The 23,998-nt window shown below is 73.0% G+C and carries 14 protein-coding genes; 9 read left to right on the forward strand and 5 right to left on the reverse strand.

Annotated features, from left to right (window positions below):
• Positions 1 to 2: 2 nt before the first annotated feature.
• The 4 genes from ACFYMP_RS29715 (at position 3) to ACFYMP_RS29730 (ending at position 6,020) form a co-directional block, all read left to right on the forward strand.
• Complete coding sequence (locus ACFYMP_RS29715; RefSeq protein WP_388863320.1) at positions 3 to 1,415, forward strand: carbohydrate ABC transporter permease; 1,413 nt, start codon at positions 3 to 5, stop codon at positions 1,413 to 1,415.
• Complete coding sequence (locus ACFYMP_RS29720; RefSeq protein ID WP_388863322.1) at positions 1,412 to 2,353, forward strand: carbohydrate ABC transporter permease; 942 nt, start codon at positions 1,412 to 1,414, stop codon at positions 2,351 to 2,353. The genes ACFYMP_RS29715 and ACFYMP_RS29720 overlap by 4 nt, the downstream gene beginning before the upstream one ends.
• Before the next feature lie 386 nt (positions 2,354 to 2,739).
• Positions 2,740 to 4,422, forward strand: a complete 1,683-nt coding sequence (locus ACFYMP_RS29725) for a hypothetical protein (protein ID WP_388863324.1) — start codon at positions 2,740 to 2,742, stop codon at positions 4,420 to 4,422.
• Positions 4,419 to 6,020, forward strand: coding sequence for a glycosyltransferase (locus ACFYMP_RS29730; RefSeq protein ID WP_388863326.1), 1,602 nt, complete (start codon positions 4,419 to 4,421; stop codon positions 6,018 to 6,020). Before ACFYMP_RS29725 ends, ACFYMP_RS29730 begins: the two co-directional genes overlap by 4 nt.
• 49 nt (positions 6,021 to 6,069) lie before the next feature.
• Here the strand turns inward: ACFYMP_RS29730 and ACFYMP_RS29735 are convergent, their stop codons facing one another.
• Positions 6,070 to 6,714, reverse strand: a complete 645-nt coding sequence (locus ACFYMP_RS29735) for a TetR/AcrR family transcriptional regulator (RefSeq protein WP_388863328.1) — start codon at positions 6,712 to 6,714, stop codon at positions 6,070 to 6,072.
• 227 nt (positions 6,715 to 6,941) lie between these two features.
• Between ACFYMP_RS29735 and ACFYMP_RS29740 the strand changes: the two genes are divergently transcribed.
• From ACFYMP_RS29740 to ACFYMP_RS29755, 4 genes are all read left to right on the forward strand, one after another.
• Positions 6,942 to 7,868, forward strand: a complete 927-nt coding sequence (locus ACFYMP_RS29740) for an ABC transporter permease (RefSeq protein ID WP_388863330.1) — start codon at positions 6,942 to 6,944, stop codon at positions 7,866 to 7,868.
• Positions 7,861 to 8,664 (forward strand): ABC transporter ATP-binding protein, encoded by an 804-nt coding sequence (locus tag ACFYMP_RS29745; RefSeq protein WP_388863332.1) that lies wholly within the window; start codon positions 7,861 to 7,863, stop codon positions 8,662 to 8,664. The genes ACFYMP_RS29740 and ACFYMP_RS29745 overlap by 8 nt, the downstream gene beginning before the upstream one ends.
• A 303-nt stretch (positions 8,665 to 8,967) precedes the next feature.
• On the forward strand, positions 8,968 to 11,211 hold the full coding sequence (locus ACFYMP_RS29750; protein ID WP_388863334.1) for a CDP-glycerol glycerophosphotransferase family protein: 2,244 nt from the start codon (positions 8,968 to 8,970) through the stop codon (positions 11,209 to 11,211).
• A complete protein-coding gene (locus ACFYMP_RS29755; RefSeq protein WP_388863336.1) occupies positions 11,208 to 12,932 on the forward strand; it encodes a glycosyltransferase family 2 protein in 1,725 nt (574 codons plus the stop codon). The genes ACFYMP_RS29750 and ACFYMP_RS29755 overlap by 4 nt, the downstream gene beginning before the upstream one ends.
• Before the next feature lie 61 nt (positions 12,933 to 12,993).
• Here the strand turns inward: ACFYMP_RS29755 and ACFYMP_RS29760 are convergent, their stop codons facing one another.
• From ACFYMP_RS29760 to ACFYMP_RS29770, 3 genes are all read right to left on the reverse strand, one after another.
• Positions 12,994 to 17,979 (reverse strand): NAD-glutamate dehydrogenase, encoded by a 4,986-nt coding sequence (locus ACFYMP_RS29760; protein WP_388863338.1) that lies wholly within the window; start codon positions 17,977 to 17,979, stop codon positions 12,994 to 12,996.
• 679 nt (positions 17,980 to 18,658) lie between these two features.
• On the reverse strand, positions 18,659 to 19,324 hold the full coding sequence (locus ACFYMP_RS29765; protein ID WP_388863340.1) for an HAD family hydrolase: 666 nt from the start codon (positions 19,322 to 19,324) through the stop codon (positions 18,659 to 18,661).
• Between the two features lie 300 nt (positions 19,325 to 19,624).
• A complete protein-coding gene (locus ACFYMP_RS29770) occupies positions 19,625 to 20,119 on the reverse strand; it encodes a DUF6912 family protein (RefSeq protein ID WP_388863342.1) in 495 nt (164 codons plus the stop codon).
• Positions 20,120 to 20,515: 396 nt separating this feature from the next.
• On the opposite strand from ACFYMP_RS29770, the gene ACFYMP_RS29775 reads away from it, so the two are divergent.
• Entirely contained in the window at positions 20,516 to 20,941 is a 426-nt protein-coding gene (locus ACFYMP_RS29775) for an Rv3235 family protein (protein ID WP_388863344.1), read from the forward strand.
• A 200-nt stretch (positions 20,942 to 21,141) separates the two neighbouring features.
• Here the strand turns inward: ACFYMP_RS29775 and secA are convergent, their stop codons facing one another.
• Positions 21,142 to 23,958 carry a preprotein translocase subunit SecA gene (gene secA, locus ACFYMP_RS29780; protein WP_388863346.1) on the reverse strand — a complete coding sequence of 939 codons (2,817 nt, stop codon included), beginning with the start codon at positions 23,956 to 23,958 and terminating at the stop codon, positions 21,142 to 21,144.
• Positions 23,959 to 23,998 lie beyond the last annotated feature (40 nt).

The raw sequence follows: 23,998 nt of genomic DNA on the forward strand, positions 1-23,998 counted from the left end.
GGATGGCCGACCCGACCGCCGGGGGCGTCGCGCAGACGCCGCCCCCGGGCCCGCCGCCGTCCCCGACGTCCCCTTCCCCGTCCTCGTCCTCGTCCCGGAAGGGCGCCGGGAGCCGTCCGGGCACCGTACGGAGCGTGACGCGGACCCGCCGTTCGATGGCCGTGGCCTTCCTGCTGCCCGCGCTGGTGCTGCTGGGCGCGCTCGTGGTCTACCCGATCGGGTACTCGCTGGTGCGCAGCCTCTTCGACAAGCCGGGCGACGGCTTCGTCGGCTTCGACAACTACGTCGAGATGTTCACCGACGCGAACATCCGCACCGCGATCAGGAACAACGCGATCTGGCTCGTGGTGGCGCCGACTGTGGCGACCGCGCTGGGGCTGGTCTTCGCGGTGCTGACCGAACGGGTGCGCTGGGGCACGGCCTTCAAGATGCTCGTGTTCATGCCGATGGCGATCTCGATGCTGGCCTCCGGGATCATCTTCCGGCTGGTGTACGAGCAGGACCCGGACCGGGGCGTCGCGAACGCCGTCGCGGTCACCGTGCACGACACCTTCGCCTCCTCCTCCGCCTTCCCCAAGGCCCATCCGGGGCCGGAGTCGCCGCTGGAGAAGGGGCCGGGCGGGAGCTTCGTGACGAAGCGGCCGGTGCGGGCCGGTACGCCGGTGACGCTGCCGCTGGTCGGCGTCGCGCCCGACGTCATGCCGGACAAGGCGGCGCCCGCGAAGCGGGCCGCGCCCGAACCGGGCAAGGTCACCGGCACCGCCTGGCAGGACTTCACGAAGGGCGGCGGCGGGAAACCGGACACCGTCGACCCGAAGGAGCTGGGCTACGCCGGGATCAGGGTCGAGGCGGTCAGGGACGGGAAGGTCGTGGCCTCGGCCACGGCCCGCGCCGACGGCACCTTCACGCTGCCGGCCGCCGCCGACGGGGCGCTGCTGCGCTACCCGGCGGACAACTTCCGCGAGCCGTACAACGGGGTCGACTGGCTCGGTCCCTCGCTCGTGACCTGGGCGGTGATCGGCGCGTACATCTGGATGTGGGCCGGTTTCGCGATGGTGCTGATCGGGGCGGGCCTCGCGGGGATGCCCAGGGAGCTGCTGGAGGCGGCCCGGGTCGACGGCGCCAACGAGTGGCAGGTGTTCCGGCGGGTCACGGTGCCGCTGCTCGCGCCGGTGCTCGGCGTCGTCCTGGTCACCCTCATGATCAACGTCCTGAAGATCTTCGATCTGGTCTTCGTGGTGCCGCCGGGAGCGGTCAGGGACGACGCCAACGTGCTGGCCCTGGAGCTGTACAACACGGCGTTCGTGGACGGCGACGCGGGCGTGGCGAGCGCGATCTCGATCTTCCTGTTCGTCCTGGTGGTCCCGGTGATGCTGCTCAATGTCCGCAGGCTGCGCAAGGAGGCGAGGCGATGACCACCGTTCCGGGTGAGGCCGTGCCGGAACCGCGCGGGGCGGCCGCGAAGCCGTCCGGGGACGGGGCGCCTCGTCCCGTCCGGGCGACGAGGCCGCTCGCGGCGCGGCTCGCGGGCTACGCGGCGGGCGGGGTGATGCGGCTGTTCCTGCTGGTCGTCGCCGTGTTCTGGCTCGTGCCGACGCTGGGTCTGCTGCTGTCCTCGCTGCGCTCCCCCTCGGACATCGGGGAGAGCGGCTGGTGGCAGGTGTTCACGAAACCCGCCCAGCTGACCGTGGACAACTACGCGCGGCTGCTGGACGACAGCACCATCACGCACTCGCTGTGGTCGACGGTGCTGATCACGGTGCCCGCGACGCTGCTCGTCGTGGTCATCGGCTCGCTGGCCGGGTACGCCTTCGCCTGGATGGACTTCCCGGGCCGCGACTGGTGGTTCCTGCTGGTCGTGGGGCTGCTCGTGGTGCCGGTGCAGGTGGCGCTGCTGCCGGTGTCCAAGCTGTTCGGGGCGATCGGCGTCTTCGAGACGACGATCGGCGTGATCCTCTTCCACGTCGCCTTCGGGCTGCCGTTCGCGGTGTTCCTGCTGCGCAACTTCTTCGCGGAGATCCCGCGCGAGCTGCTGGAGGCGGCGCGGCTGGACGGGGCCGGGGAGCTGCGGCTGTTCACGCGGGTCGTGATGCCGCTGGCCGGTCCCGCGATCGCCTCGCTCGGCATCTTCCAGTTCCTGTGGGTGTGGAACGACATGCTGATCGCGCTGATCTTCGCGGACTCGGGCAGCCCGCCGATCACCGTGGCGCTCCAGCAGCAGGTCCGCCAGTTCGGCAACAACGTGGACATCCTCGCGCCGGGCGCCTTCCTGTCGATGGTGATCCCGCTGATCGTGTTCTTCGCCTTCCAGCGGCAGTTCGTGTCGGGGGTGATGGCGGGGGCGGTGAAGTAGGGCGGACACCGGCCGGGTCACCCGGTACGGGAGGGCGGGGCCGGACCGCGCGCAGCGGTGTGGCCCCGCCCTCGTGCGCGAAGCCGCCCCGGGCTCGCGCTCGGCCGCCCAGGGGCGGCGCACGTCCTCGGCCGCCCCCGGGCCCGCCCCCGGCGCTCGGCCCGCCCTCGGCCCCTCGTGCCCGGGGCCACGCTTTTGGGCGCCGAACACTCTCTGTCGGCGGACAAAAGGCGTAAAAGTGGGAGGTACCGCTTGACGGCGGTATCCGCGGGGAGACGAGCTCCGTGCGGAACCACCCGTGGGAGCCGCCCGCGGGGACCGCCGGCCCCGGGACGCCCGCGGCCGGTGACCTCGACCGAGAGGACTCCGTGGATTCCGTGGACTCCGTGAGCGGTACGCCCGGCGGGTCCGAGGGCGCGGGAGCGGCCGGTGGCGGAAGCGGGGCGGCCGGGGCCGCGAGCGGGGCGGCCGGCACGTTCGGCCCCTCCCCCGCCCCGGCCCGTACCGCCCCCGCGCCGCCGCCGCTGCGCCGGGCCCGGGTCGCCGGGGCGAGCGGCACGCGGCCCTTCGGGCGCTGGCGTCCCACGCCGTACTTCGTGTTCGGCGGTCTGCTGTGGATCGGGATCACGCTCGCCGCGTGGGCGCACCCGGTGTGCTGCGACGCGGGCCAGCACGCGGCCGTCGTCGAACGGCTCAAAGCCGGCCTGTTCCACCCCGCGCACCCCATGGCGGACCTGCCGGGCGCGGGCAGCCCGTACTACTCGCCGTACGCCCTCGCGCAGGCGCTGTTCGCGAAGGCCACCGGCTCCGACGGCTGGACGGTCTTCCGGCTCGCGGCGCCGGTCAACCTGCTGGTGCTGCTGCTGGGCCTGAACGCCTTCGTGAAGCAGTTCAGCCGCCGGCCGTGGGCGCCCGTGCTCGCCCTGGTGTTCCTGGTGACGCTGTGGGGCACCGACCCGCTGCGGTGGAGCGGCTTCCTCGGGCTGTTGTCGCTGGTCAGCGTGGTCGGCTACCCGAGCACCTTCGCGATGGGCCTGGCGCTGGCCGCGTGGGCGGTGGCCGCGCGGCTGACCTCGCCGGAGCGCGAGTACCCGGCCACGGCGTGGGCGAAGGCGGGGCTCGGTCTCCTGTGCGGGCTGATCCTGCTGATCCACGCGATCAGCGCGGTCGCGGCGGTCGCCGGGGTCGCGGTCCTGGTGCTGACCCGGTGGCGCGGCTGGACGTGGCGGGCGGCGGCGGGCTGGGCCCTCGTCCCGCTCGCCGCCGTGGTGGCGGGCGCGGTGTGGCCGTACTTCGGGGTGTTCTCGCTGGGCTCGGCCTCGGACGTCCTCGACCCGACGCACCGTCCGCTGTACCGGGACCTCGTGGGCCGGTACTGGCTCGTGGCCCTCGTCGGGCTGCCCGCGCTCGCGCTGCGGCTGCGCCGGGACCGGCGCGACCCGCTCGCCTGGATGTTCCTCGTCTTCCTCGTGGTCGCCTGCTACGGCGGGGCGAGCGGGCACTTCACGTACGGCCGCATCCTCGGGATGACGGTGGTGGTGCCCCAGGTGGCGGCGGCGCTGGAGCTGACCTCGTCCCGGCCCCGGCGGTGGTGGCGCACGGCGTACGGCGCGGCGGCGGCCCTCGCGGTGTGCCTCGGGTTCCTGTTCGCGCAGGCCGGGGCGGTGCTGCCGGCCTCGGCCCTGCCGAAGGGCGGCGCCCGGCCGCCGGACTGGCCCTCGTACGCGTGGGCGGCGGAGCACGTGCGGCCGGGCGAGCCGCTGCTGACGGTCCAGCGGATGGCGACCCGCAGCCTGCCGGGCTTCGGCGTGGACATGGCCGCCCCGGTGTGGTCCGACCCGGCCCTCGCGGAGCGGGACCGCGCGGCGCGCTGGCGGGCGGCGCGCGCCTACGTGTCGGGGAGGGCGGACGCCGCGCGGCGCGCCGCGATCGTGCGCCGCTACCACGTGCGCTGGCTGCTGCTGTCGCGCTGGCAACGGCTGCCCGCGGAGGCCGTGGTGGTGGACTGGAGCCGGGAGACCGGCGAGGTCCTGGCGCGGGTCTCCGGCGGGGGCGGTGAGCGCGGATGACCCCCTTCTCCGCACAGGCCGACATCGTCGTGATCGGTTACAACGACGCCCCGCACATCGCGGACGCGGTGCGCTCGGCGCTGGCGCAGGGCCCGGGGGTGCGCGAGGTCATCGCGGTGGACGACTGCTCCTCGGACGGCAGCACGGAGGTCCTCGCCGCGCTGACCGCCGACGAGCCCCGGCTGCGCGTCGTGCGGCGCTCCACGAACAGCGGCGGCTGCGGCACCCCGCGCAACGAGGGCCTGGCCCTCTCGACCGCCCCGTACGTCATGTTCCTGGACAGCGACGACCTGCTGCCGCCCGGGGCGCTCGACGCCCTCCTGAAAGCGGCCGGGGAGCACGGGAGCGAGGTCACGGCCGGTCTGTGCGTGCGCCGCGAACTGCCCGACGGCCGGGAGACGCCGTGGCAGCCGCGCCTGTACGAGCGGCCCGCGCTCGTCGAGAGCCCAAAGGACCTGCCGCGACTGGCGCAGGACACCTTGTGCGTCAACAAGCTGTACCGCACGAGGTTCCTGCGCGCGCACGGCATCCGCTTCCCCGAGGGCCGCTTCGTGTACGAGGACTTCGTGTTCGGCGCGCGGGTCCTCGCCGCCCGGCCGCGCGTCGCGCTCATCACCGAGCCGGTCTACGTGTGGCAGGTGCGGCGCACGGCGGAACGTCCCTCGCTGTCCCTGGACCGCTCCGACGTCGCCAACTGGCACGCCCGGATCGAGGCCCACCGCCAGGCCGTCCTGACCTTCGAGGAGGCCGGGGAGCCCGGACTCCTGCGGGCCGCGCGCGCCACCTTCCTGGAGCGCGGGCTGCGGATGTACCTGCGCGAACTGCCGCAGCGCGGCGAGGCGTACCAAAGGGAGTGGTGGCGGCTCAGCCGCGCCTATCTGGCGGGCTTCGACGCCGGGGACTTCGCGGCGGCCCCCGCCCCGGGCCGGATCGCCGGGCGGGTCGTGCTCGCCTCGGACGCCCCGCGCGACCTGGAACGGCTGCGCGATCTGGTGTCCCGCCCCTCGCGCCTGCTGCCGCCGTACGCCGAGGACGCCGGGGGCCGCCCCGTGTGGGCGCGCGACCTGCCCGGGGTGCGGCTCGGCGAACTGCTGGACCGTCCCGTGCGGGTCCTGCCGGTGACGGTGGACGCGGCGCTGCGCCCCCGGGCGCACGGCGGCGTGCTGCGGCTGCGGGTGCACGACCTGTACGGGCGGCTCGCGCGGGCCCGGCCGACGGGGGTGCAGGCCGAGTTCACGCACCGCTCCAGCCGCCGGTCGGTGCAGCGCAGGACCGCCGCCCTCACCCCGGGGCCGCGGCCGGGGACGTGGACGGCGGACCTGCGGGTGAACCTCGCCGACCTGGAGACCGGCTCGTGGGACCTGTGGCTCCTGCTGGGCTTCGCGGACGGTACGACGCGCCGCACGACGGCCCGCGCGGTGCGCTCCCGGGGGCTGCTGCGCCGTACCGCGCTGCCCAGCCGCCGGCACGGCTTCGTCCTCGTCCAGCCCTACGCGACCCACTCGGGCTCGCTGGCGCTGCGCGTCGCGCCGGGCCTGCGGGGCGCGGCGGTCGTCGCACGGCGGAGGCTGGCACGGCTGGTCGGGGCGGAGCGCTGAGCACGGCGGACCGGGCCCGCCGCGGCTCTCGCGGCTACAGCTCTCGCGGCTACAGCTCGCGCAGCGCTCCCGCGACGCTTTTCGCGAGCGCCGCCGCGTAGCCGCGCCCCACCTTCGTACGGACCACGACGGTGCGCCAGTACAGCGGGCCGGAGACGAGGTCGAGGGCGAGGTCCTGGTCGAGGCCGGGCCTCAGTTCACCGCGCGCCGCGGCCGCGTCGAGCACTCCGCGGAAGGCGCCCTGCTGGCCCTCGCGCAGCGCGCGCTGGAGCGCCTCCTGGAGATCGGGGGTGCGGGCCGCCTCGGCCAGCAGGTCGGGGACGATCTGCGAGGCGACGGGGTGGCGCAGGGCGCGTGAGGTGACCTCGTACAGGAGCGTGAGGTCCCCGACGAGGGAGCCCGTGTCGGGGGCGGGCAGGCCCGAGGCCGCTATGGCCGACACGAGGTCGAGGACGAGGTGCAGCTTGGAGCGCCACCGCCGGTACACCGCCGTCTTGCCGACGCCCGCGCGGCGCGCGATGCCCTCGATCGACATCCGCCCGTAGCCCACGGCGGCCAGTTCGGCGAAGACCGCCGCGCGGATCGCCTCCGTCACGTCCTCGCGCAGCACGGCCGCCCCGGCGGGAGCCCGCCTGGCGCGGGGTGCGCCGCCCGTTCCGCTGGTGTCCTCGCCGCTCGCCATGGCCCCCAGCATAGGGCGGTACGACGGAACGGTTGCGTTCCGACGTCGGGAGTCCTAGGCTCAGCGCGACGACGATACGGTTGCGTTCCGACGTGAACAGCGAGCGAAGCGGACGCGAACGACCGGAGCGAAGAACTCGCGTGGGGCCGCGGTCACCGCCGCGGCCCCGCGCGACCGAGCCGCACCCCCCAGGCGAATCCCCCCAAGGCGAAAGCCTCGTAGGCGAAAGCAGCCCGCCCATGAGCCAGGTTCTCGACACCCCGCCGCCCCGGCACGACCGCCCCGGCCCCGACGCCGGGCTGAGCCCCGCCGAGCTGGCCGAGCGCTACGGCCTCACGGTCAGCGGGGCCCGGCCGAGCCTTCCGGAGTACGTGCGCCAGCTGTGGGGCCGGCGCCATTTCATCCTGACCTTCTCGACCGCCAAGCTGAGCGCGCAGTACAGCCAGGCGAAGCTGGGCCAGGTGTGGCAGGTCATGACCCCGCTGCTCAACGCGCTGGTCTACCTGCTGATCTTCGGCCTGCTGCTCAACACGAGCCGGGGCGTCGAGGACTTCGTGCCCTTCCTCGTGACGGGCGTCTTCGTCTTCACCTTCACGCAGTCCACCGTCATCGCCGGGACCAGGGCGATCTCCGGAAACCTGGGCCTGGTGCGGGCGCTGCACTTCCCGCGCGCCTCGCTGCCCATTTCCTTCTCGCTCCAGCAGCTCCAGCAGCTCCTGTACTCGATGGTCGCGCTCGCCGTGATCCTCGTGGCCTTCGGCGTGTACCCGGGCCCCTCGTGGGTGCTGATCGTGCCGACGCTGGCGCTCCAGTTCGTCTTCAACACCGGGCTCGCGCTGGTCATGGCGCGGCTGGGCGCGAAGACCCCGGACATCGCGCAGCTCATGCCCTTCGTGATGCGGACCTGGATGTACACCTCCGGGGTCATGTTCAGCCTGGACAACATGCTGGCCAAGCACGACCTGCCGCACTGGGTGACCGTGGCCCTCCAGTGCAATCCGCCGGCCGTCTACATCGACCTCATGCGTTTCGCGCTGATCGACAGCTTCCACGCCGACCAGCTCCCCGACCACGTGTGGGCGGTGGCCCTGGGCTGGGCGCTGCTGAGCGGCGTGTTCGGTTTCGTCTACTTCTGGAAGTCCGAGGAGAGGTACGGCCGTGGCTGAACCGACCACCGCGATCCCCGCCGCGCCCGCCGGGACCGGGCGCCGCCCCACCGTGATCGCCTCGCACGTCGACATCGTCTACCGGGTCAACGGGACCAGGGGCGGCAGGGGCGGCGCCGTCGCCGCGCTCAGCCGGATCGCGCGCCGGGGCGGCGCCCCGGGCGGGCGCCGGGTGCACGCGGTGCGCGACGTGTCGTTCACCGCGTACCGGGGCGAGGCGATCGGCCTGATCGGCTCCAACGGCTCGGGCAAGTCGACCCTGCTCAAGGCGGTCGCGGGCCTGCTCCCGGTGGAGAGCGGCCACATCTACACCGACGGGCAGCCCTCGCTGCTCGGCGTCAACGCGGCCCTCATGAACGATCTGACCGGCGAGCGCAACGTCCAGCTCGGCGGGCTGGCGATGGGCATGAGCCGCGAGCAGGTGCGCGAGCGCTACGAGGAGATCGTCGATTTCTCGGGTATCAACGAGAAGGGCGACTTCATCTCCCTGCCGATGCGCACGTACTCCTCGGGGATGGCCGCCCGGCTGCGGTTCTCGATCGCCGCCGCCAAGAACCACGACGTCCTGCTCGTCGACGAGGCGCTGGCCACGGGCGACCGCGCGTTCCAGAAGCGCTCCGAGGCCCGCATCCGCGAACTGCGCGCACGGGCCGGCACGGTCTTCCTGGTGAGCCACAACAACAAGTCGATCCGCACGACCTGCGAACGCGTCCTGTGGCTGGAGCACGGCGAGCTGCGCATGGACGGCCCCTCCGAGGAGGTCATGCGCGCGTACGAGAAGTTCACGGCCCGCTGAGACCGGCGGGCTGGGCACCCGCGGAGCCGGTGACCGTGCGGGAGGCGCGGCGGCCGGGCGGGCCGCCGCCACGGCACGGCACCCGGCGCGGCGCCTCGTAGAAGGGCCCCGTCCCCGCCCGGACGGGGCCCTTCTCCTCGCCGGAGCCGGTCCGCCCCCGCTCGCACGTCCCCGCTCCCCCGTCCCCGCTCCCCCGGCCGCGTGCCCCCTTCGCACGCCCCCTTCACCCGGACGGTCCCGGCCACCCGGCCCGCCGTACCGCCCCGCCGCACACTGGGATGGCGTCGAGCGGAAGGGGCTGTCGTGCCACCTCGTCTCACTGTCGTCGTCCACGGGCCGGAGGTCCGGGGCCGGTTCGCGGAGTGCCTGGAGAGCGTCGAGCGGCAGGTGACGTCCGGGCGGCCGGGGGTCGAGGTCGTCGTGGCGGGGACCGACGCGGGGGCCCGCCGGCTCGCCGGGGAGGCCGCCGCGCGCGATCCGCGGTTCGTGTCCCTGCCGCTGCCCGACTCCACCCCGGACGCCGAGGCCCGCCGGGCCGGCGCCGAGCGGGCGAGCGGCGAGTGGCTGTTGTTCCTCCGCGGCAAGGACCGGCTCCCCGCGGGCGCCCTGCGCGCGGCCACCGGCGCGACCGAGCTGTGCGGCGCGGCCGTGGAGAGCCGTCCGGCCGACGTGGTCCTGATGGACCACGTGCGCACGACCTGGCACACCGGGGCGGCCCCCTCACCGGACGGCCCGCTGCTGGCCCGCGCGGGCCACGCCCCCGTCCCGCCCGACGCGCGCCCCGAACTGCTCGGCGTGGCCCCCCTGCTCGGCAACCGCCTCGTCCGCTCCGCGTTCTGGGCCGCGCACCACGAGGTACTGGCCGCGGGGAACGAGCGCTACACGGCGTACGCGCTGCTGCTGGTCGCGGGCCGCGTCGCGTGCGCCGACCAGATCGTGCTGGAGGACCGGGTGGAGCGGGCCGCGACCCTCCCGCCGCCCACCGCCGACGGTCCCTTCGGCCTGATCGAGCCGTACGTCGCCGCCGACTCGCTGCTGACCTCGCTGCACCGCCCCGCCGCGCTGCGCCACCGGCTCTACGACCTCATGACGCACGAGTGGCTGCGGGTCATCTCCGCCCGCACGCTGCCCGGGGACGCCGCCGAGGAGTTCTTCCGCGCCGCCTCCCGAGCCGCCCGCGCGTGCCGGCCGCCCGGCCACGAACGGCCGGAGGGCCTGGAGGGCGTACGGCAGTCGCTCCTGGAGGCGGGGGCCTACCGGGGGTACCTGCGGCTGGCCGCGCTCAACGACCGGCGCCGCGGGCTGCGCGCCGGCGTCCGCAGGCAGCGTCGCAAGCTGGGCGGGAAGGTCCGCGCCCGCCGCTACCAGGGCGCCCTGGAGCGACCGCTCGATCCGCGTCTGGCGGTGTTCAGCGCCTACTGGGACCGGGGCGTGGCCTGCAATCCCGGGGCGATCGCCGAGGAGTTGCGCAGGCTGGCCCCGCACATCCACCCCGTGTGGGTCGTGTCCGGCGCGCGGGTGCCGCTGCTGCCGCCCGGCACCGACCACGTCGTGCCCGGGACCCCGCGCTACAGCGAGGTCATGGCCCGCGCGACGTATCTCGTCAACAACGTCAACTTCCCCAACGCGGTCGTCAAACGGCCGGGCCAGGTGCATGTGCAGACCCACCACGGCACCCCGCTGAAGTGCATGGGCCTGGACCAGATCCCCTATCCGGCCGCGGCGAAGGGCCTCAACTTCCGCCAGTTGCTGCGCCGCGTCGACAAGTGGGACTACAGCGTCACCGCGAACGCGCACTCGACCCGCATGTGGCAGCGGGCCTACCCCTCGGGCTACACGGAGCTGGAGCACGGCTACCCCCGCAACGACGTGTTCTACGCCGCCGACGCCGAGCGCGTCCGCGCGGTCCGCGCCCGCCTCGGCATCCCGCCGGGGGCGAGAGCACTGCTCTACGCGCCCACCCATCGCGACTACGAGGCCACGTGGTCGCCCCGGCTGGACCTGGCCCGGTTCGCCGAACGCCTCGGCCCGGACACCGTGTTGCTGGTGCGCGGGCACTACTTCTACAGCGGTGCCCCGACCCCGCTGGCCGGTCTGCGGGCGGCGGGCCGGGTCCTGGACGTGTCGGCGTACGACCCGGTCGAGGAACTGGCGCTCGCCTCGGACGCGCTGATCACGGACTACTCCTCGATCATGTTCGACTACGCCAACCTGGACCGGCCGGTCGTCGTGTACGCCGACGACTGGGAGGTGTACCGGCGCACCCGCGGCGTGTACTTCGACCTGCTCGCCGAGGCCCCGGGGCCCCTCGCGCGCACCGAGGACGAACTGGCGGAGATCTTCACCTCGGGGGCCTGGAACGACCCGGCCTCGGCCGCCGCGCGCACCGTCTTCCGCCGCCGTTTCTGCGAGTTCGACGACGGGCGGGCCGCCGAACGCGTCGTACGCCGCGTCTTCCTCGGCACCCCCGAGGCGCGGCTGCCCCCCGTCCTGCCCCTCCACGAGCGGACCCCGGCCCCCACCCCCGAGGAGGCGGTGCGGCGATGACCGCCACCCCCGTGACCCCGCCCGGCCCCGCCCCGCGCGCCCGCACGCAGGGCGGGGCCCCGGCCGCCCCCGACGTCGCGGTCGTCGTCATCGTCTACAACGACGCCCGCAGGCTGCCGCGCGCCGTGGAGAGCGCGCGCCGCCAGAGTCACCGCGCCCTCGAGATCCTGATCAGCGACGACCACTCGACGGACGAGACGCCCGAGGTGGCCCGCGCCCTGGCCGGACGCGACCCGCGGATCAGGTACCTGCGGCTGCCCCGCAACAGCGGCGGGTGCAGCGCCCCACGCAACGCCGCGCTCGACGCGACCACCGCGCCCTACGTCATGTTCCTCGACAGCGACGACGAACTTCCCCCGAAGGCGGTCGAGTTGCTGCTCACCGCACACCGGGAGCGGCCCGTGGACTTCGCGATGGGCGCGGTGCGCCGGGTGCGGGTGGACACCGGCCGCTCCTCGCTGTGGATGCCGGGGCTGGTCGCACGCCGGCGCACCGTCGAGGGCATCGACGCGGAACCGGAACTCTTCTTCGAGCACCTGTCGACCAGCAAGATGTACGCGCGCTCCTTCCTCGACCGGCACGGTCTGCGCTTCCCCGAGGGCATCCACTACGAGGACCAGCTGTTCTCCGCGCAGGCGTACTGCCTGGCGACGGCGTTCACGGTGATCCCGCAGACCGTGTACCGCTGGTACGTCGAGCCGTACGCGGCGTCCTGGGCCGCCTCGATCTCCAACCAGCGCGACCGGCTCGACAACGTCCGCGACCGGGTCCACGTGCAGCGGCTCATCGACGCCTTCCTCACCGAGTCGGGGCACGAGGCGGTCCGCCCGCAGAAGGACTACAAGTTCCTCAAGCACGACTTCCGGATGTACGCGGGTGACCTGCCGCTGCGCGACGACGCGTGGCTCACCGGCTTCGCCGGTCTCCTCGTGCCGTATCTCGACACGCTCGCCCCCGAGGCGTACGCGCGACTGCCGCGCACCGAACGGGTCGTGGCGCGGCTCGTGCGCGAACACCGGCTCGACGAGGCGCGCACCGCCGCGCGCGGCCTGGGCCTGCCGGTCGGCCCGCGCACGGTCGTCCGGGACGGGGCGGGCCGGGTCTACTGGGGCGACACCGTGCCGGGGACCGAGGAGGCGCGGCGCGAACTCGACCTCACCGAGGAGGGCGTGGAGGCCGGTCCCTTCGCGGTCGCCGCCTTCCGCCACGAGATCACCGGACTGCGCCAACTGGCCGGTACGGCGCTCGACTTGACGATCCGCACCTATGACCCGCTGCTGCGGCTGCCGATCGGCCCGCAGATCGCGCACCTGGCCCTCGCCCCGGGCCCCCACCGCTACACGGTCGCCTTCCGGCTCGACCCGGTGCGGCCGGGGGTGTACGAGGGGCGGGTGCGGATCGACCCGGCGCACGCGCGGCTGCCGCTCCAGGGCTTCGACGGCTTCCGCCACCCCGTACTGGAACTGCGGCAGGGCCGGCTGCGCAACAGCGGGCCCCTGCTCGCCCCGCGCGACTTCCCCTCGCGCACCACCTGGGTGCGGGCGTACGGCGGGCTGTCGGAGCACCGGGTCACGGTCGGTCCGGAACCGGCGGGGGCGGGCCGGCTCCAGGTGCGCTGGCAGCCGGCCGGGCCCACGGCGGGCATCCGCCCGCTGGCCCGCGCCCTGTCCCGCGGGCCCCTGCGCCGCCTGGCCGGACTCGCCGGGGGCGCGGTGCGCTGAACACGGCGGGGGCCGGGGAGCGGTGCTCCGCTCCCCGGCCCCCGCCGTCCGTCGTGCCCGCTCAGCCGTGCGCCCGCAGCAGCGTGCGCATCGTCCGCATCGCGACCGAGAGGTTCGCGAGATCGAAGCTGTCCGAGTTCTGGATCTCCTCCAGCGTCGAACGGGCGCGCGTCAGGATCGGCGCGTTCTTCTCCTCCCAGGCCCTGAACCGCTGCTCGGGGCCGTCCTCGGTGCCACCGGCGCCCAGGACGTCCTGGGTGAGCCCGGCGTGCGCCGCGTACAGGTCCTCGCGGATGGAGGCGCGGGCCATGGACTGCCAGCGGTCGCTGCGCGGCAGTTCGATGATGCGGTCCATGAGCTGGGTGATGCCGAGCCGGTCGGCGAGGTCGTAGTACACCTCGGCGACGGCCAGCGGGTCGTGCCCGGAGCGCTGGGCCACGGCCACGACGTCGAGCGCGGGGAAGACCGAGGAGAAACCGGCGACACGCGTGGCGAGTTCCTCGGGCACCCCCTCGCCGGTCAGCTCGTCGTGGATCGAGCGGTACCACTCGGCGTCCGCCCCGCGCAGCAGGTCCGGCAGCCGGTCCCACACCTTGGTGACGTCGGCGCGGAAGAACTCGATGGTCTCGGCGAGCTGGAGCGGCTGCGGCCGGTTGTTGAGCAGCCAGCGGGTGCCGCGTTCGACGAGCCGGCGGCAGTGCAGCCTGATCCGGGTCAGGACCTCGGCGGGCACCCGGTTGTCGAGGCGTTCCACGGCGTCCCACACGGTGCTGAGCCCGAAGATCTCCCGGGCCGCGAGCTGGGCGCGGACGATCTCCTCCAGCGAGGCCCCGGTCTCCTCCCGCAGCCGGTGCAGGAAGGTGCTGCCACCGCTGTTGACGGTGTCGTTGACCAGGACCGTCGTGATGATCTCGCGGTGCAGCGCGTGGTTCTCGATCTGCTGCGCGTAGCGCTCGCGCAGCTCCTTCGGGAAGTACGTGAACAGCAGCCCGCGCAGGTACGGGTCGTCGGGCAGCGGGGTGGAGATCAGCTCCTGCGCCGCGGTGATCTTGGTGTAGGCGAGCAGGACGGCCAGTTCCGGCTGGGCGAGACCGCGCCCGGAGCCCAGCAGTTCCGCGATCTGCCGGTCGCGCGGCAGGAACTCCAGGGCCCGGTCGAGGTGGCCCTCGGCCACGAGCCGCTGCATGAGCCGCTGCTGCGCGTGGAGCAGCGAGGGCGCCTGCGCCTTGGCGTTGGCGAGGGCCACGTTCTGCGCGTAGTTGTTGCGCAGCACGAGCCGGCCGACCTCGTCGGTCATGCTCGCGAGCAGCGCGTTGCGCTGCTTGACGGTCATGTCCCCTTCGCGCACCACCGAGTTGAGCAGGATCTTGATGTTCACCTCGTGGTCGGAGGTGTCCACGCCCGCGCTGTTGTCGATGGCGTCGGTGTTGACCTTGCCGCCGCCCCCGCCGTTGCCCAGGCGGGCGAACTCGATCCGGCCGAGCTGGGTGAGGCCGAGGTTGCCGCCCTCGCCGATGACCTTGGCACGGACGTCGGCGCCGTTGACCCGGATCGCGTCGTTGGCCTTGTCGCCGACGTCGCCGTCGGTCTCGGAGCCCGCCTTGACGTAGGTGCCGATGCCGCCGTTCCACAGCAGGTCGACGGGGGCCTTGAGGATGGCCCGCATCAGGTCGGCCGGGGTCATCTTGGCGACCTTGTCCTCGATACCGAGGGCCTTCCTGATGTGCGCGTTGAGCTGCACCGACTTGGCGCCGCGCGGGAAGATCCCGCCGCCGGTGGACAGCAGCGCCCTGTCGTAGTCGCCCCAGGAGGAGCGGGGCAGCTCGAACAGGCGGCGCCGCTCGGCGTAGGAGGTGGCGGCGTCGGGCTCGGGGTCGATGAAGATGTGCCGGTGGTCGAAGGCGGCGACCAGGCGGATGTGCTCGCTCAGCAGCATGCCGTTGCCGAACACGTCGCCGGACATGTCGCCGACGCCGACGACCCGGAAGTCCTCGCTCTGGGTGTCGTGGCCCAGTTCGCGGAAGTGCCGCTTGACGGACTCCCAGGCGCCGCGCGCCGTGATGCCCATGCCCTTGTGGTCGTAGCCGGCCGAACCGCCGGAGGCGAAGGCGTCGCCGAGCCAGAAGCCGTAGTCCTCGGCGACCCCGTTGGCGATGTCGGAGAAGGTCGCGGTGCCCTTGTCGGCGGCGACCACGAGGTAGGTGTCGTCCTCGTCGTGGCGTACGACCCCGGCGGGCGGTACGACCTCGCCGCTCACGAGGTTGTCGGTGATGTCGAGCAGCGCCGAGATGAAGGTCTTGTACGCGGCGACGCCCTCGGCCATCCACGCGTCCCGGTCCACGGACGGGTCGGGCAGCTGCTTGGCGACGAAGCCGCCCTTCGCGCCGACCGGCACGATCACGGTGTTCTTGACCATCTGCGCCTTGACCAGGCCGAGGATCTCGGTACGGAAGTCCTCGCGCCGGTCGGACCAGCGCAGACCGCCGCGCGCGACCTTGCCGAAGCGCAGGTGGACGCCCTCGACGCGCGGGGAGTACACCCAGATCTCGAAGGCGGGCCGGGGCGCGGGCAGGTCGGGGATGGCCTGCGGGTCGAACTTCATCGACACGTAGGAGTGCGGTTCGCCGTCGTCGGCGCGCTGGAAGTAGTTGGTGCGCAGCGTGGCCTTGATGACGGTGAGGAAGGACCGCAGGATGCGGTCCTCGTCGAGGGAGGCGACGGAGTCCAGGGCCCCGTCCAGCTCCTCCAGCAGCCCGTCGATGAGTTCGGTCCCGGCGTTCTGCCGCTCCGGGGACATGCGCGCCTCGAACAGCGAGACGAGCAGCCGCGTCGTGTGGATGTTGTTGCGGAGGGTGTCCTCCATGTAGTCCTGGCTGAAGGTGGCCCCGGCCTGCCGCAGGTACTTGGCGTAGGCGCGCAGCACCATGGCCTGGCGCCAGGTGAGCCCGGCGCCCAGGACGAGCGCGTTGAAGCCGTCGTTCTCCGCCCTGCCGCTCCACGCGGCGCCGAACGCCTGCTGGAAGCGTTCGCGGGCGTCGTCACCGAGGTGCTCGCCGCTGCCCTCGGGCATGCGCAGCCCGAAGTCGTAGATCCAGGCGGTGGCGCCGTCGGCGCAGCGCAGCCGGTAGGGGCGTTCGTCGACGACCTCGACGCCGAGGCGGGTGAGCACCGGCAGCACCGAGGACAGCGAGATCTCGGCGCCCGCCCGGTAGATCTTGAAGCGCTTCGTGCCGGGGGCGGCGCCCACCGGCTCGTACAGGCTCAGCGCGGAGTCCCGCACCCCGGAGCGCTCGGCGTGCAGCTGCTCCAGGTGGGCGAGGTCGGCGACGGCGGAGCGCGGCGCGTGGTCGGCCTTGTAGCCCTCGGGGAAGGACTTCCCGTAGCGGCGCAGCAGCGCGGCGGCGCGTTCCTCGCCGAACTCCTCGTGCAGGGCCTCGGCGAAGCCGTCGGACCACGAGCGGGTGGCCTCGGCGAGACGGCGCTCGACGCGGTCGGCGTCGGCGTCGGTGAGGGCGGGCAGTTCGGTGCCGGGCGCGACGCGGACGACGAAGTGCAGCCGGGAGAGGACCGATTCGGTGTTCCAGGCGGTGAAGTCGACGTTCTCGCCGTTCAGCTCCTCCTTGAGGATGTCGATGATCCTGAGGCGCACATCGGTCGTGTACCGGTCGCGCGGCAGGTAGACGAGGGCCGAGTAGTAGCGCCCGTACGCGTCCTTGCGCAGGTACAGCCGCAGCCGGCGGCGTTCCTGGAGGTAGAGCACCGAGGTCACGATGGACCGCAGTTCGTCGGGCGGGGTCTGGAACAGCTCGTCGCGCGGGTAGGTCTCCAGGATCTGGAGCAGGTCGCGGCCGTCGTGGCTGTTGGGCGTGAACCCGGCGCCGCGCAGCACCTCGTCGACCTTGCGGCGCACGACGGGCACCCGGCGTACCGACTCGGTGTACGCGGCGGAGGAGAACAGCCCGAGGAAGCGGCGCTCGCCGACGACCTCGCCCTTCTCGTTGAACTTCTTCACGCCGACGTAGTCGAGGTAGCTGGGCCGGTGCACCGTGGCGCGGCTGTTGGCCTTGGTCAGGACGAGCAGCCGGTGCTCGCGGGCCTTCGCGCGGGCGTCGGCGGGCAGCCGGCTGAAGGACGGGCTGACCGGGTGGTCCTCGTCCTTCTCGTGGTGCGGGTCGGAGCGCAGGATGCCGAGGCCGGTGCCGGGGACGGCGGCGAGCGAGTCGCCGTCGATCAGGTCGTACTCGCGGTAGCCGAGGAAGGTGAAGTGGTCGGCGGCCAGCCAGCGCAGCAGCTCCCTGGCCTCCTGGACGTCGCTGTCGGGCAGTTCGGCGTCCTCGGGGAACTCGGCGGGCAGTTCGTCGGCGATGCGCAGCGCGGCGTCACGCATCTTCTCCCAGTCCTCGACGGCCTCGCGCACGTCGGACAGGACGCGGAGCAGGTCGGCGGTGATCTGCCGCAGGTCCTCGCGGTCGGTCTCGCGGTCGATCTCGACGTGAATCCACGACTCGGTCAGGACGTCGTGCGCGCGCCCCTCGGGGCCGGGCCGCTGCGGCAGCACTTCGAGCAGCCTGCCGGTGAGGTCGCGGCGGACGGTGAGCTGGGGGTGGATCACGACGTGGATGCCGCGGTCCTGGCGGGACAGCTCGTTGGTGACGGAGTCCACGAGGAAGGGCATGTCGTCGGTGACGACCTCGACCACGGAGTGCGGGGAGGCCCAGCCGTTCTCGTCGACGGTCGGGGTGTGCACCTGGACGTTGGCGGTGCCCTGCGGACGGTTCGCGGCCAGCCGGAGGTGGGAGAAGGCGGCGCCGAAGAGGTCGGCCGGGTCGCGGCCGGTGATGTCCTCGGGGGCGGTGTGCAGGTAGTAGCGCTGGAGGTAGGCGAGTACGCGGGCGGCGTCCGGGGTCTCCGGGGCGTCCGGCGCCCGGCCCTCGGCCGGCCCGTTGTCGTACCCGATCGGTAGGTGCCCACCGACCGGACTGTTCTCAGCGACCCGGGCGGCCCTTTCGAGCAGCTCGGCCTTGGCTTCGTCCAGCTTGGTCTGCATGATCCTCTGGCTCCTGTCGCGCGCCGTTGCGTGACGTTGAAGGAAAGTGAAGACGGCACGAGGGGTGTGTGCCGCTCGGGGCGTAACGCCGCGGCGCGGGGTGTCCGGTCTCCGACGACGTTATGCCGGTATCTGCGCCAGGGGCGGCCATATCCGCCAATCCCGGCATCGCGCCGTTCCCGCGCGGTCGGTCAGCGGAGCCCGGGGCACAGGACACGTGCGCCGGGCGCGGGGCAGGGGCGTCGGCGCCCCCGCGGCATATCGCGCTGATCACGGGACCAGGCTAACCCTCCGGGGGCGAGCCGCGTCATGAGCCGTATACGCACAAAACAAGGGGCCCGGGTTTGGCGGCCCGCACCACGCCGAAGGTGGGCGAAATCACGTAAGGGGCAGGTGGCGACGGCCTCCGGAAGGGGGCGCGAAAGGAGCACGGGAGGAGTGCGCCACCGCCCGGCGGCGCCCCGCGGACGCGACGCGGGACCACGATGCGCCACCGCTAGACGGCTCCCCGCGGACGTGAAGGGGAACGAGGGCGCGCCACCGCTCGACGGGCACCCACCCGACCCGGCGCGGGAGGGGTACGCGCCACCGCGCGGCGGCACCCCGCGGTCGCGAGACGGGACGAAGGCGCGCACCGCTCGGCGGCCCGCTCCGGACCGCGACGCGGAACCGGTGCCCGCTACAGCTCGGCGGCCCGCTCCACCGCTTCCCGCAGAGTGTCCGCCACGGGGACGCCGACCGCCTCCAGGCTCCTGCGGCTGTGCGAACCACCGGTGTAGAGCACGGCGCGGGCCCCGGCCGCCAGCGCCGCGACCGCGTCGTCCGCCGCGTCCCCGATCACCACCGTGCGCGCCGGGTCGACCTCGGGCAGCCGGGCGAGATGGCGCACCAGATGCGCGGACTTCCCGCCCCCGGCGGGCCCGGTGCGCCCCTGCACCCGGAGGAAGTACGCCTCGATACCGAACCCCCGCACCAGCGGCACCAGTTCCTCGTGCCCGTACATGCTCAGCAGCGACTGCCCGTGCCCCGCCTCGCGCCAGGCGCCGAGCACCGTACGGGCCTCCTCGGCCAGTCCGCAGCCCAGCCGGGCCTCCGCGTAGTGCCGTTGGAAGGCGCCGTCCATCCGCTCCCACTCGGCGGCGGTGGGGGCGCGGCCGAGCAGCGTCTCGTAGAACTCGGGAACCGGCACCCGGTACAGCTCGCGGTACCGCTCGATCGTCAGCGGCCGCAGCCCCGGCATCCGGAGTTCGGCGAAGGCCGCGTTGGTCGCCGCGAGGACCGCGTCCATGTCCTGGAACAGCGTCCCGTTCCAGTCCCACACCAGATGCGCGTCACTCCGAGCCATACGAAAAAAATACCGCGCCGGGCCGTGGACGTGTGGCTCGACCAGGGCTTGAGCGAAGCTTGCGCGGGGCTTGAGTGGCGCTTGACCGGGGCGTGAGGGGCACTTGTAGGGGCATTGGGCGGCGCTCGTACGGGCGTCGAGCGGCCCTCGCGCGCGGTCCGACCGGGGCGTGAGCGGTGCTCGTACGGGCGTTGGGCGGCCCCGCGTGAAGGCCGACCGGGCGTGAGCGGCGCTCGTACGGGCGTTGGGCGGCCTTCGCGTGAAGTCCGACCGGGGCGTGGGCGTTCCGGCGCCCTGCGGCTAGGCCAGCAGGTCGGGGATCTCCTGCCGGGCGAACCACAGCAGTTCGTGGTCCTCCGCGCCGTCCACGACGGAGGCCGCCTCGCGGTCCCCCCGGTCGGCCGCGGTGAGCGCCTCGGTCGCGGCGGCGACCGCCTCGGCCGCGTCGGCCGCGTCCGCGTGGACCGCCGCCGCCTTCGCCATCCGCACGGCCCCCTCGACGCGCACCTCGCCCGCCGAGGACGGGTCCGGGTCGGCGTGCGCCGCGGAGTCCGGCACGTCCACGGCGAGAACGACCCGGCGCCGTACGGCCTCCGGGTCCTCGGCCAGCAGCCGCAGCGAGGCCCCGGCGGCCCGCCCGAGGGCCGCGTACTCCAGCTCCTCCTGGTCCTCGGAGCCGTACCAGTCACGCAGCGCGGGCGTCACGGCGTAGGCGGTCACCGGCCCGCCCGCCAGTTCGCCCGCCTCGTGGGCCCGCGCGAGAGCACTGAGGGTGAGGGGGACATAGACACGCATGAGAGGCCGCTTTCTGGTCGGAGACCGCCAGGATACGTGCGTACGTACCCCTTCGAACGCCTGTCACCTCCGCCCCGCCCGTCAACACCTCGCGGCGCGCACCGGCCCGGCCCACCGGCGCACGCGGGCCCGTCGCGCCCCCTTCACTCTGATAAGTGAATCGGGCAGACCCCCGAATCGTCACACACAGTTACTTGCCCACCCCTGCCGGACTCCCGTAGAAGTCCGGAACACGGCGGTTACCGACGGGTAGAGACACGCGGCGTCACCGAAGTCGGACACCGGCGGTGACCGACCGGGCGAGGACCGCGCGGACAGTGACCACCGCGGGCGGAGACCACCGCAAGCAGAGACCACCGCAAGCAGAGACCACCGCAGGCAGAGACCGGGGACCCCATGAACAGGCACAGGCCGGCCACGACCCGCAGACCCCCCACCCGTACGGACGCGAGGGCTCCCGGCGCTCGTCCGCGCCCCCGCGCCCCGCGCCCCCGCCCCACTCCGCACGAGCTCTTCGCCGAACGCCTGCTGTCCGTGCTGTGCGGACTGCGCCCCGTGCACCACCTGATCGGGCACGCCGTCGGCGAGGCGTACGAGCGCGCGGTGACCCTCGCCCCGGTCGCCGCCTACCGCACCGCCCACCCGGTCCTGCGCGGCTGTCGCGGCGTCCCCCTGCGCCGGGGCGTGGTCGAGGCGTGCGCGAGCGTGGAGATCGGCCCCCGGGTGCACGCGCTGGCCTTCCGCCTCGAACAAGGCGAGGACCACCGCTGGCGCTGCACCGCCCTGGAGCTCGCGGCGGCACACGGACCGCACCGCCCCTGAGCACGGACGACGGCCACTCCCGGGCAGAGGCAGTAGACGAGAGGCCCCCCGGCACTCACCGGACCTCCGGCCACCGGCGGGCCCACCGCCACCCGCTACCACCACGCGCGAGGCCCGCCACCCCAGAACAGGGGCGACGGGCCTCGGGACGAGCACCGCGCCAGGAACCGCCGGGGGCGGTCCGGCGACGGACGGGCCGGCTACTTCTTGCGCCGCCGGCCGCCCTTCTGCGCCTTGCGCCGCTCGGCACGCGTCAGGCCGTCACCGGAGGCCACCGCGTCGGAGGGCGCGTCCTGCGAGAACTCGCCCTCGACGACCCCGCCCTCACCGTCGACGGTGGGCGCCGAGAAGTGCAGCCGGTCCGGTCGCTGCGGGCTGTCGAGGCCCTTCGCGCGGATCTCGGGACGCACCCCGCCGGCCGGGACGGTGTCCTGCGTCTTGTCCAGGGAGAGCGCGGAGTCCTGCACCTCGACCTCCTCGACCTGCTGCTCGACCTGGACCTCCAGGTTGAACAGGTAGCCGACGGACTCCTCCTTGATGCCGTCCATCATGGCGTTGAACATGTCGAAGCCCTCGCGCTGGTACTCGACCAGCGGGTCCTTCTGCGCCATGGCCCGCAGGCCGATGCCCTCCTGGAGGTAGTCCATCTCGTAGAGGTGCTCGCGCCACTTGCGGTCCAGCACGGACAGGACGACCCGGCGCTCCAGCTCCCGCATGATCTCCGAGCCGAGCTGCTCCTCGCGGGCCGCGAACTGCTCGTGGATGTCCTCCTTGACGGCCTCGCTGATGAACTCGGCGGTCAGACCGGCCCGGTCGCCCGCCTCCTCCTCCAGCTCCTCGACCGTGACCTTCACCGGGTAGAGCTGCCGGAAGGCGCCCCACAGACGGTCCAGGTCCCACTCCTCGGCGAAGCCCTCGGCCGTCTCGGCGGCGACGTACGCGTCGATCGTGTCGTCCATGAAGTGCACGATCTGGTCCTGGAGGTCCTCGCCCTCCAGGACGCGGCGGCGCTCACCGTAGATGACCTCGCGCTGGCGGTTGAGGACCTCGTCGTACTTCAGGACGTTCTTGCGCGTCTCGAAGTTCTGCGTCTCCACCTGGGACTGCGCGGAGGCGATGGCGCGGGTGACCATCTTGTTCTCGATCGGCACGTCGTCGGGGACGTTGGCCATGGCCATGACGCGCTCGACCATCTGCGCCTTGAACAGCCGCATCAGGTCGTCGCCGAGCGAGAGGTAGAACCGGGACTCGCCCGGGTCGCCCTGACGTCCGGAACGGCCGCGCAGCTGGTTGTCGATACGCCGCGACTCGTGCCGCTCGGTGCCCAGGACGTAGAGCCCGCCGAGCGCCTTGACCTCCTCGAACTCCGCCTTGACGGCGTGCTCGGCCTTCTCCAGCGCGGCCGGCAGGGCGGCGGCCCACTCCTCGACGTGCTCGACCGGGTCGAGACCGCGCTGACGCAGCTCGGCCTCGGCGAGGTCGTCGGGGTTGCCGCCGAGCTTGATGTCGGTACCGCGGCCGGCCATGTTGGTGGCCACGGTGACGGCGCCCTTGCGGCCGGCCTGCGCGATGATCGGCGCCTCGCGGTCGTGCTGCTTGGCGTTGAGCACCTCGTGCTGGATACCGCGCTTGGAGAGCTGCTGCGAGAGGTACTCGGACTTCTCGACCGAGGTCGTGCCGACCAGGATCGGCTGGCCCTTCTCGTGCTTCTCCGCGATGTCGTCGACGACCGCGTCGAACTTGGCGACCTCGGTGCGGTAGATCAGGTCGGACTGGTCGGCGCGGACCATCGGCCGGTTGGTCGGGATCGGGACGACGCCGAGCTTGTAGATCTGGTGGAACTCGGCGGCCTCGGTCATCGCCGTACCGGTCATGCCGGAGAGCTTCTCGTAGAGGCGGAAGAAGTTCTGCAGGGTGATCGTGGCGAGGGTCTGGTTCTCGTCCTTGATGTCCACCCCTTCCTTCGCCTCGATCGCCTGGTGCATGCCCTCGTTGTAGCGGCGGCCCGCGAGGATACGGCCGGTGTGCTCGTCGACGATCATGACCTCGCCGTCGATGACGACGTAGTCCTTGTCGTTCTTGAACAGTTCCTTCGCCTTGATGGCGTTGTTCAGGTAACCGACGAGCGGGGTGTTCACCGACTCGTAGAGGTTGTCGATGCCGAGCCAGTCCTCGACCTTGGCGACGCCGGACTCGTGGATCGCCACCGTCCGCTTCTTCTCGTCGACCTCGTAGTCGCCGGTCTCCTCGATGCCCTTGAGCTGGTTGCCGGCCTCGCCGCGCTCCAGCCGCTTCACGAGCCGCGCGAAGTCGCTGTACCACTTGGTGGCCTGGTCGGCCGGTCCGGAGATGATGAGCGGCGTACGGGCCTCGTCCACCAGGATCGAGTCGACCTCGTCGACGATCGCGAAGTTGTGGCCGCGCTGCACCAGCTCTTCCTTCGACCACGCCATGTTGTCGCGCAGGTAGTCGAATCCGAACTCGTTGTTCGTGCCGTACGTGATGTCGCAGGCGTACTGCTCGCGGCGCTGGGCCGGAGTCATGTTCGCGATGATGCAGCCGACGCTGAGGCCGAGGAACTTGTGCACCCGGCCCATCAGCTCGGAGTCACGTTCGGCGAGGTAGTCGTTGACCGTGATCAGGTGCACTCCCTTGCCGGAGAGCGCGTTGAGGTACGCGGGCAGCGTGCCGACGAGGGTCTTGCCCTCACCGGTCTTCATCTCGGCCACGTAGCCGAGGTGGAGGGCCGCGCCCCCCATGAGCTGCACGTCGTAATGGCGCTGGCCGAGCACCCGCTTGGCAGCCTCGCGCACGGTGGCGAAGGCTTCGGGCAGCAGGTCGTCGAGGCTCTCGCCGCCGGCGATCCGCTCCTTGTACTCCTCGGTGAGGGCGCGCAGCTCGGCGTCGGAGAGGTTCAGGAAATCCTCTTCGATGGAGTTGACCTGGTCCGCGATGCGGTGCAGCTTGCGCAGGATCTTGCCTTCGCCTGCACGCATGATCTTTGAGAGGACGGACACGGGGGTTGGTCTCCTTGCCGGTCGGGCCTGGCACGGTTTG

The organism is Streptomyces sp. NPDC007088, from assembly GCF_042869355.1.
Lineage (GTDB): Bacteria > Actinomycetota > Actinomycetes > Streptomycetales > Streptomycetaceae > Streptomyces.

Excerpts from the sequence above, each read along its gene's own strand:
- ACFYMP_RS29715 (WP_388863320.1), top strand. The coding sequence starts at position 3 with ATGGCCGACCCGACCGCCGGGGGCGTCGCGCAGACGCCGCCCCCGGGC.
- ACFYMP_RS29720 (WP_388863322.1), top strand. The coding sequence starts at position 1,412 with ATGACCACCGTTCCGGGTGAGGCCGTGCCGGAACCGCGCGGGGCGGCC.
- ACFYMP_RS29730 (WP_388863326.1), top strand. The coding sequence starts at position 4,419 with ATGACCCCCTTCTCCGCACAGGCCGACATCGTCGTGATCGGTTACAAC.
- ACFYMP_RS29735 (WP_388863328.1), bottom strand. The coding sequence starts at position 6,714 with ATGCTGGGGGCCATGGCGAGCGGCGAGGACACCAGCGGAACGGGCGGC.
- ACFYMP_RS29740 (WP_388863330.1), top strand. The coding sequence starts at position 6,942 with ATGAGCCAGGTTCTCGACACCCCGCCGCCCCGGCACGACCGCCCCGGC.
- ACFYMP_RS29755 (WP_388863336.1), top strand. The coding sequence starts at position 11,208 with ATGACCGCCACCCCCGTGACCCCGCCCGGCCCCGCCCCGCGCGCCCGC.
- ACFYMP_RS29760 (WP_388863338.1), bottom strand. The coding sequence starts at position 17,979 with ATGCAGACCAAGCTGGACGAAGCCAAGGCCGAGCTGCTCGAAAGGGCC.
- ACFYMP_RS29765 (WP_388863340.1), bottom strand. The coding sequence starts at position 19,324 with ATGGCTCGGAGTGACGCGCATCTGGTGTGGGACTGGAACGGGACGCTG.
- ACFYMP_RS29770 (WP_388863342.1), bottom strand. The coding sequence starts at position 20,119 with ATGCGTGTCTATGTCCCCCTCACCCTCAGTGCTCTCGCGCGGGCCCAC.
- ACFYMP_RS29775 (WP_388863344.1), top strand. The coding sequence starts at position 20,516 with ATGAACAGGCACAGGCCGGCCACGACCCGCAGACCCCCCACCCGTACG.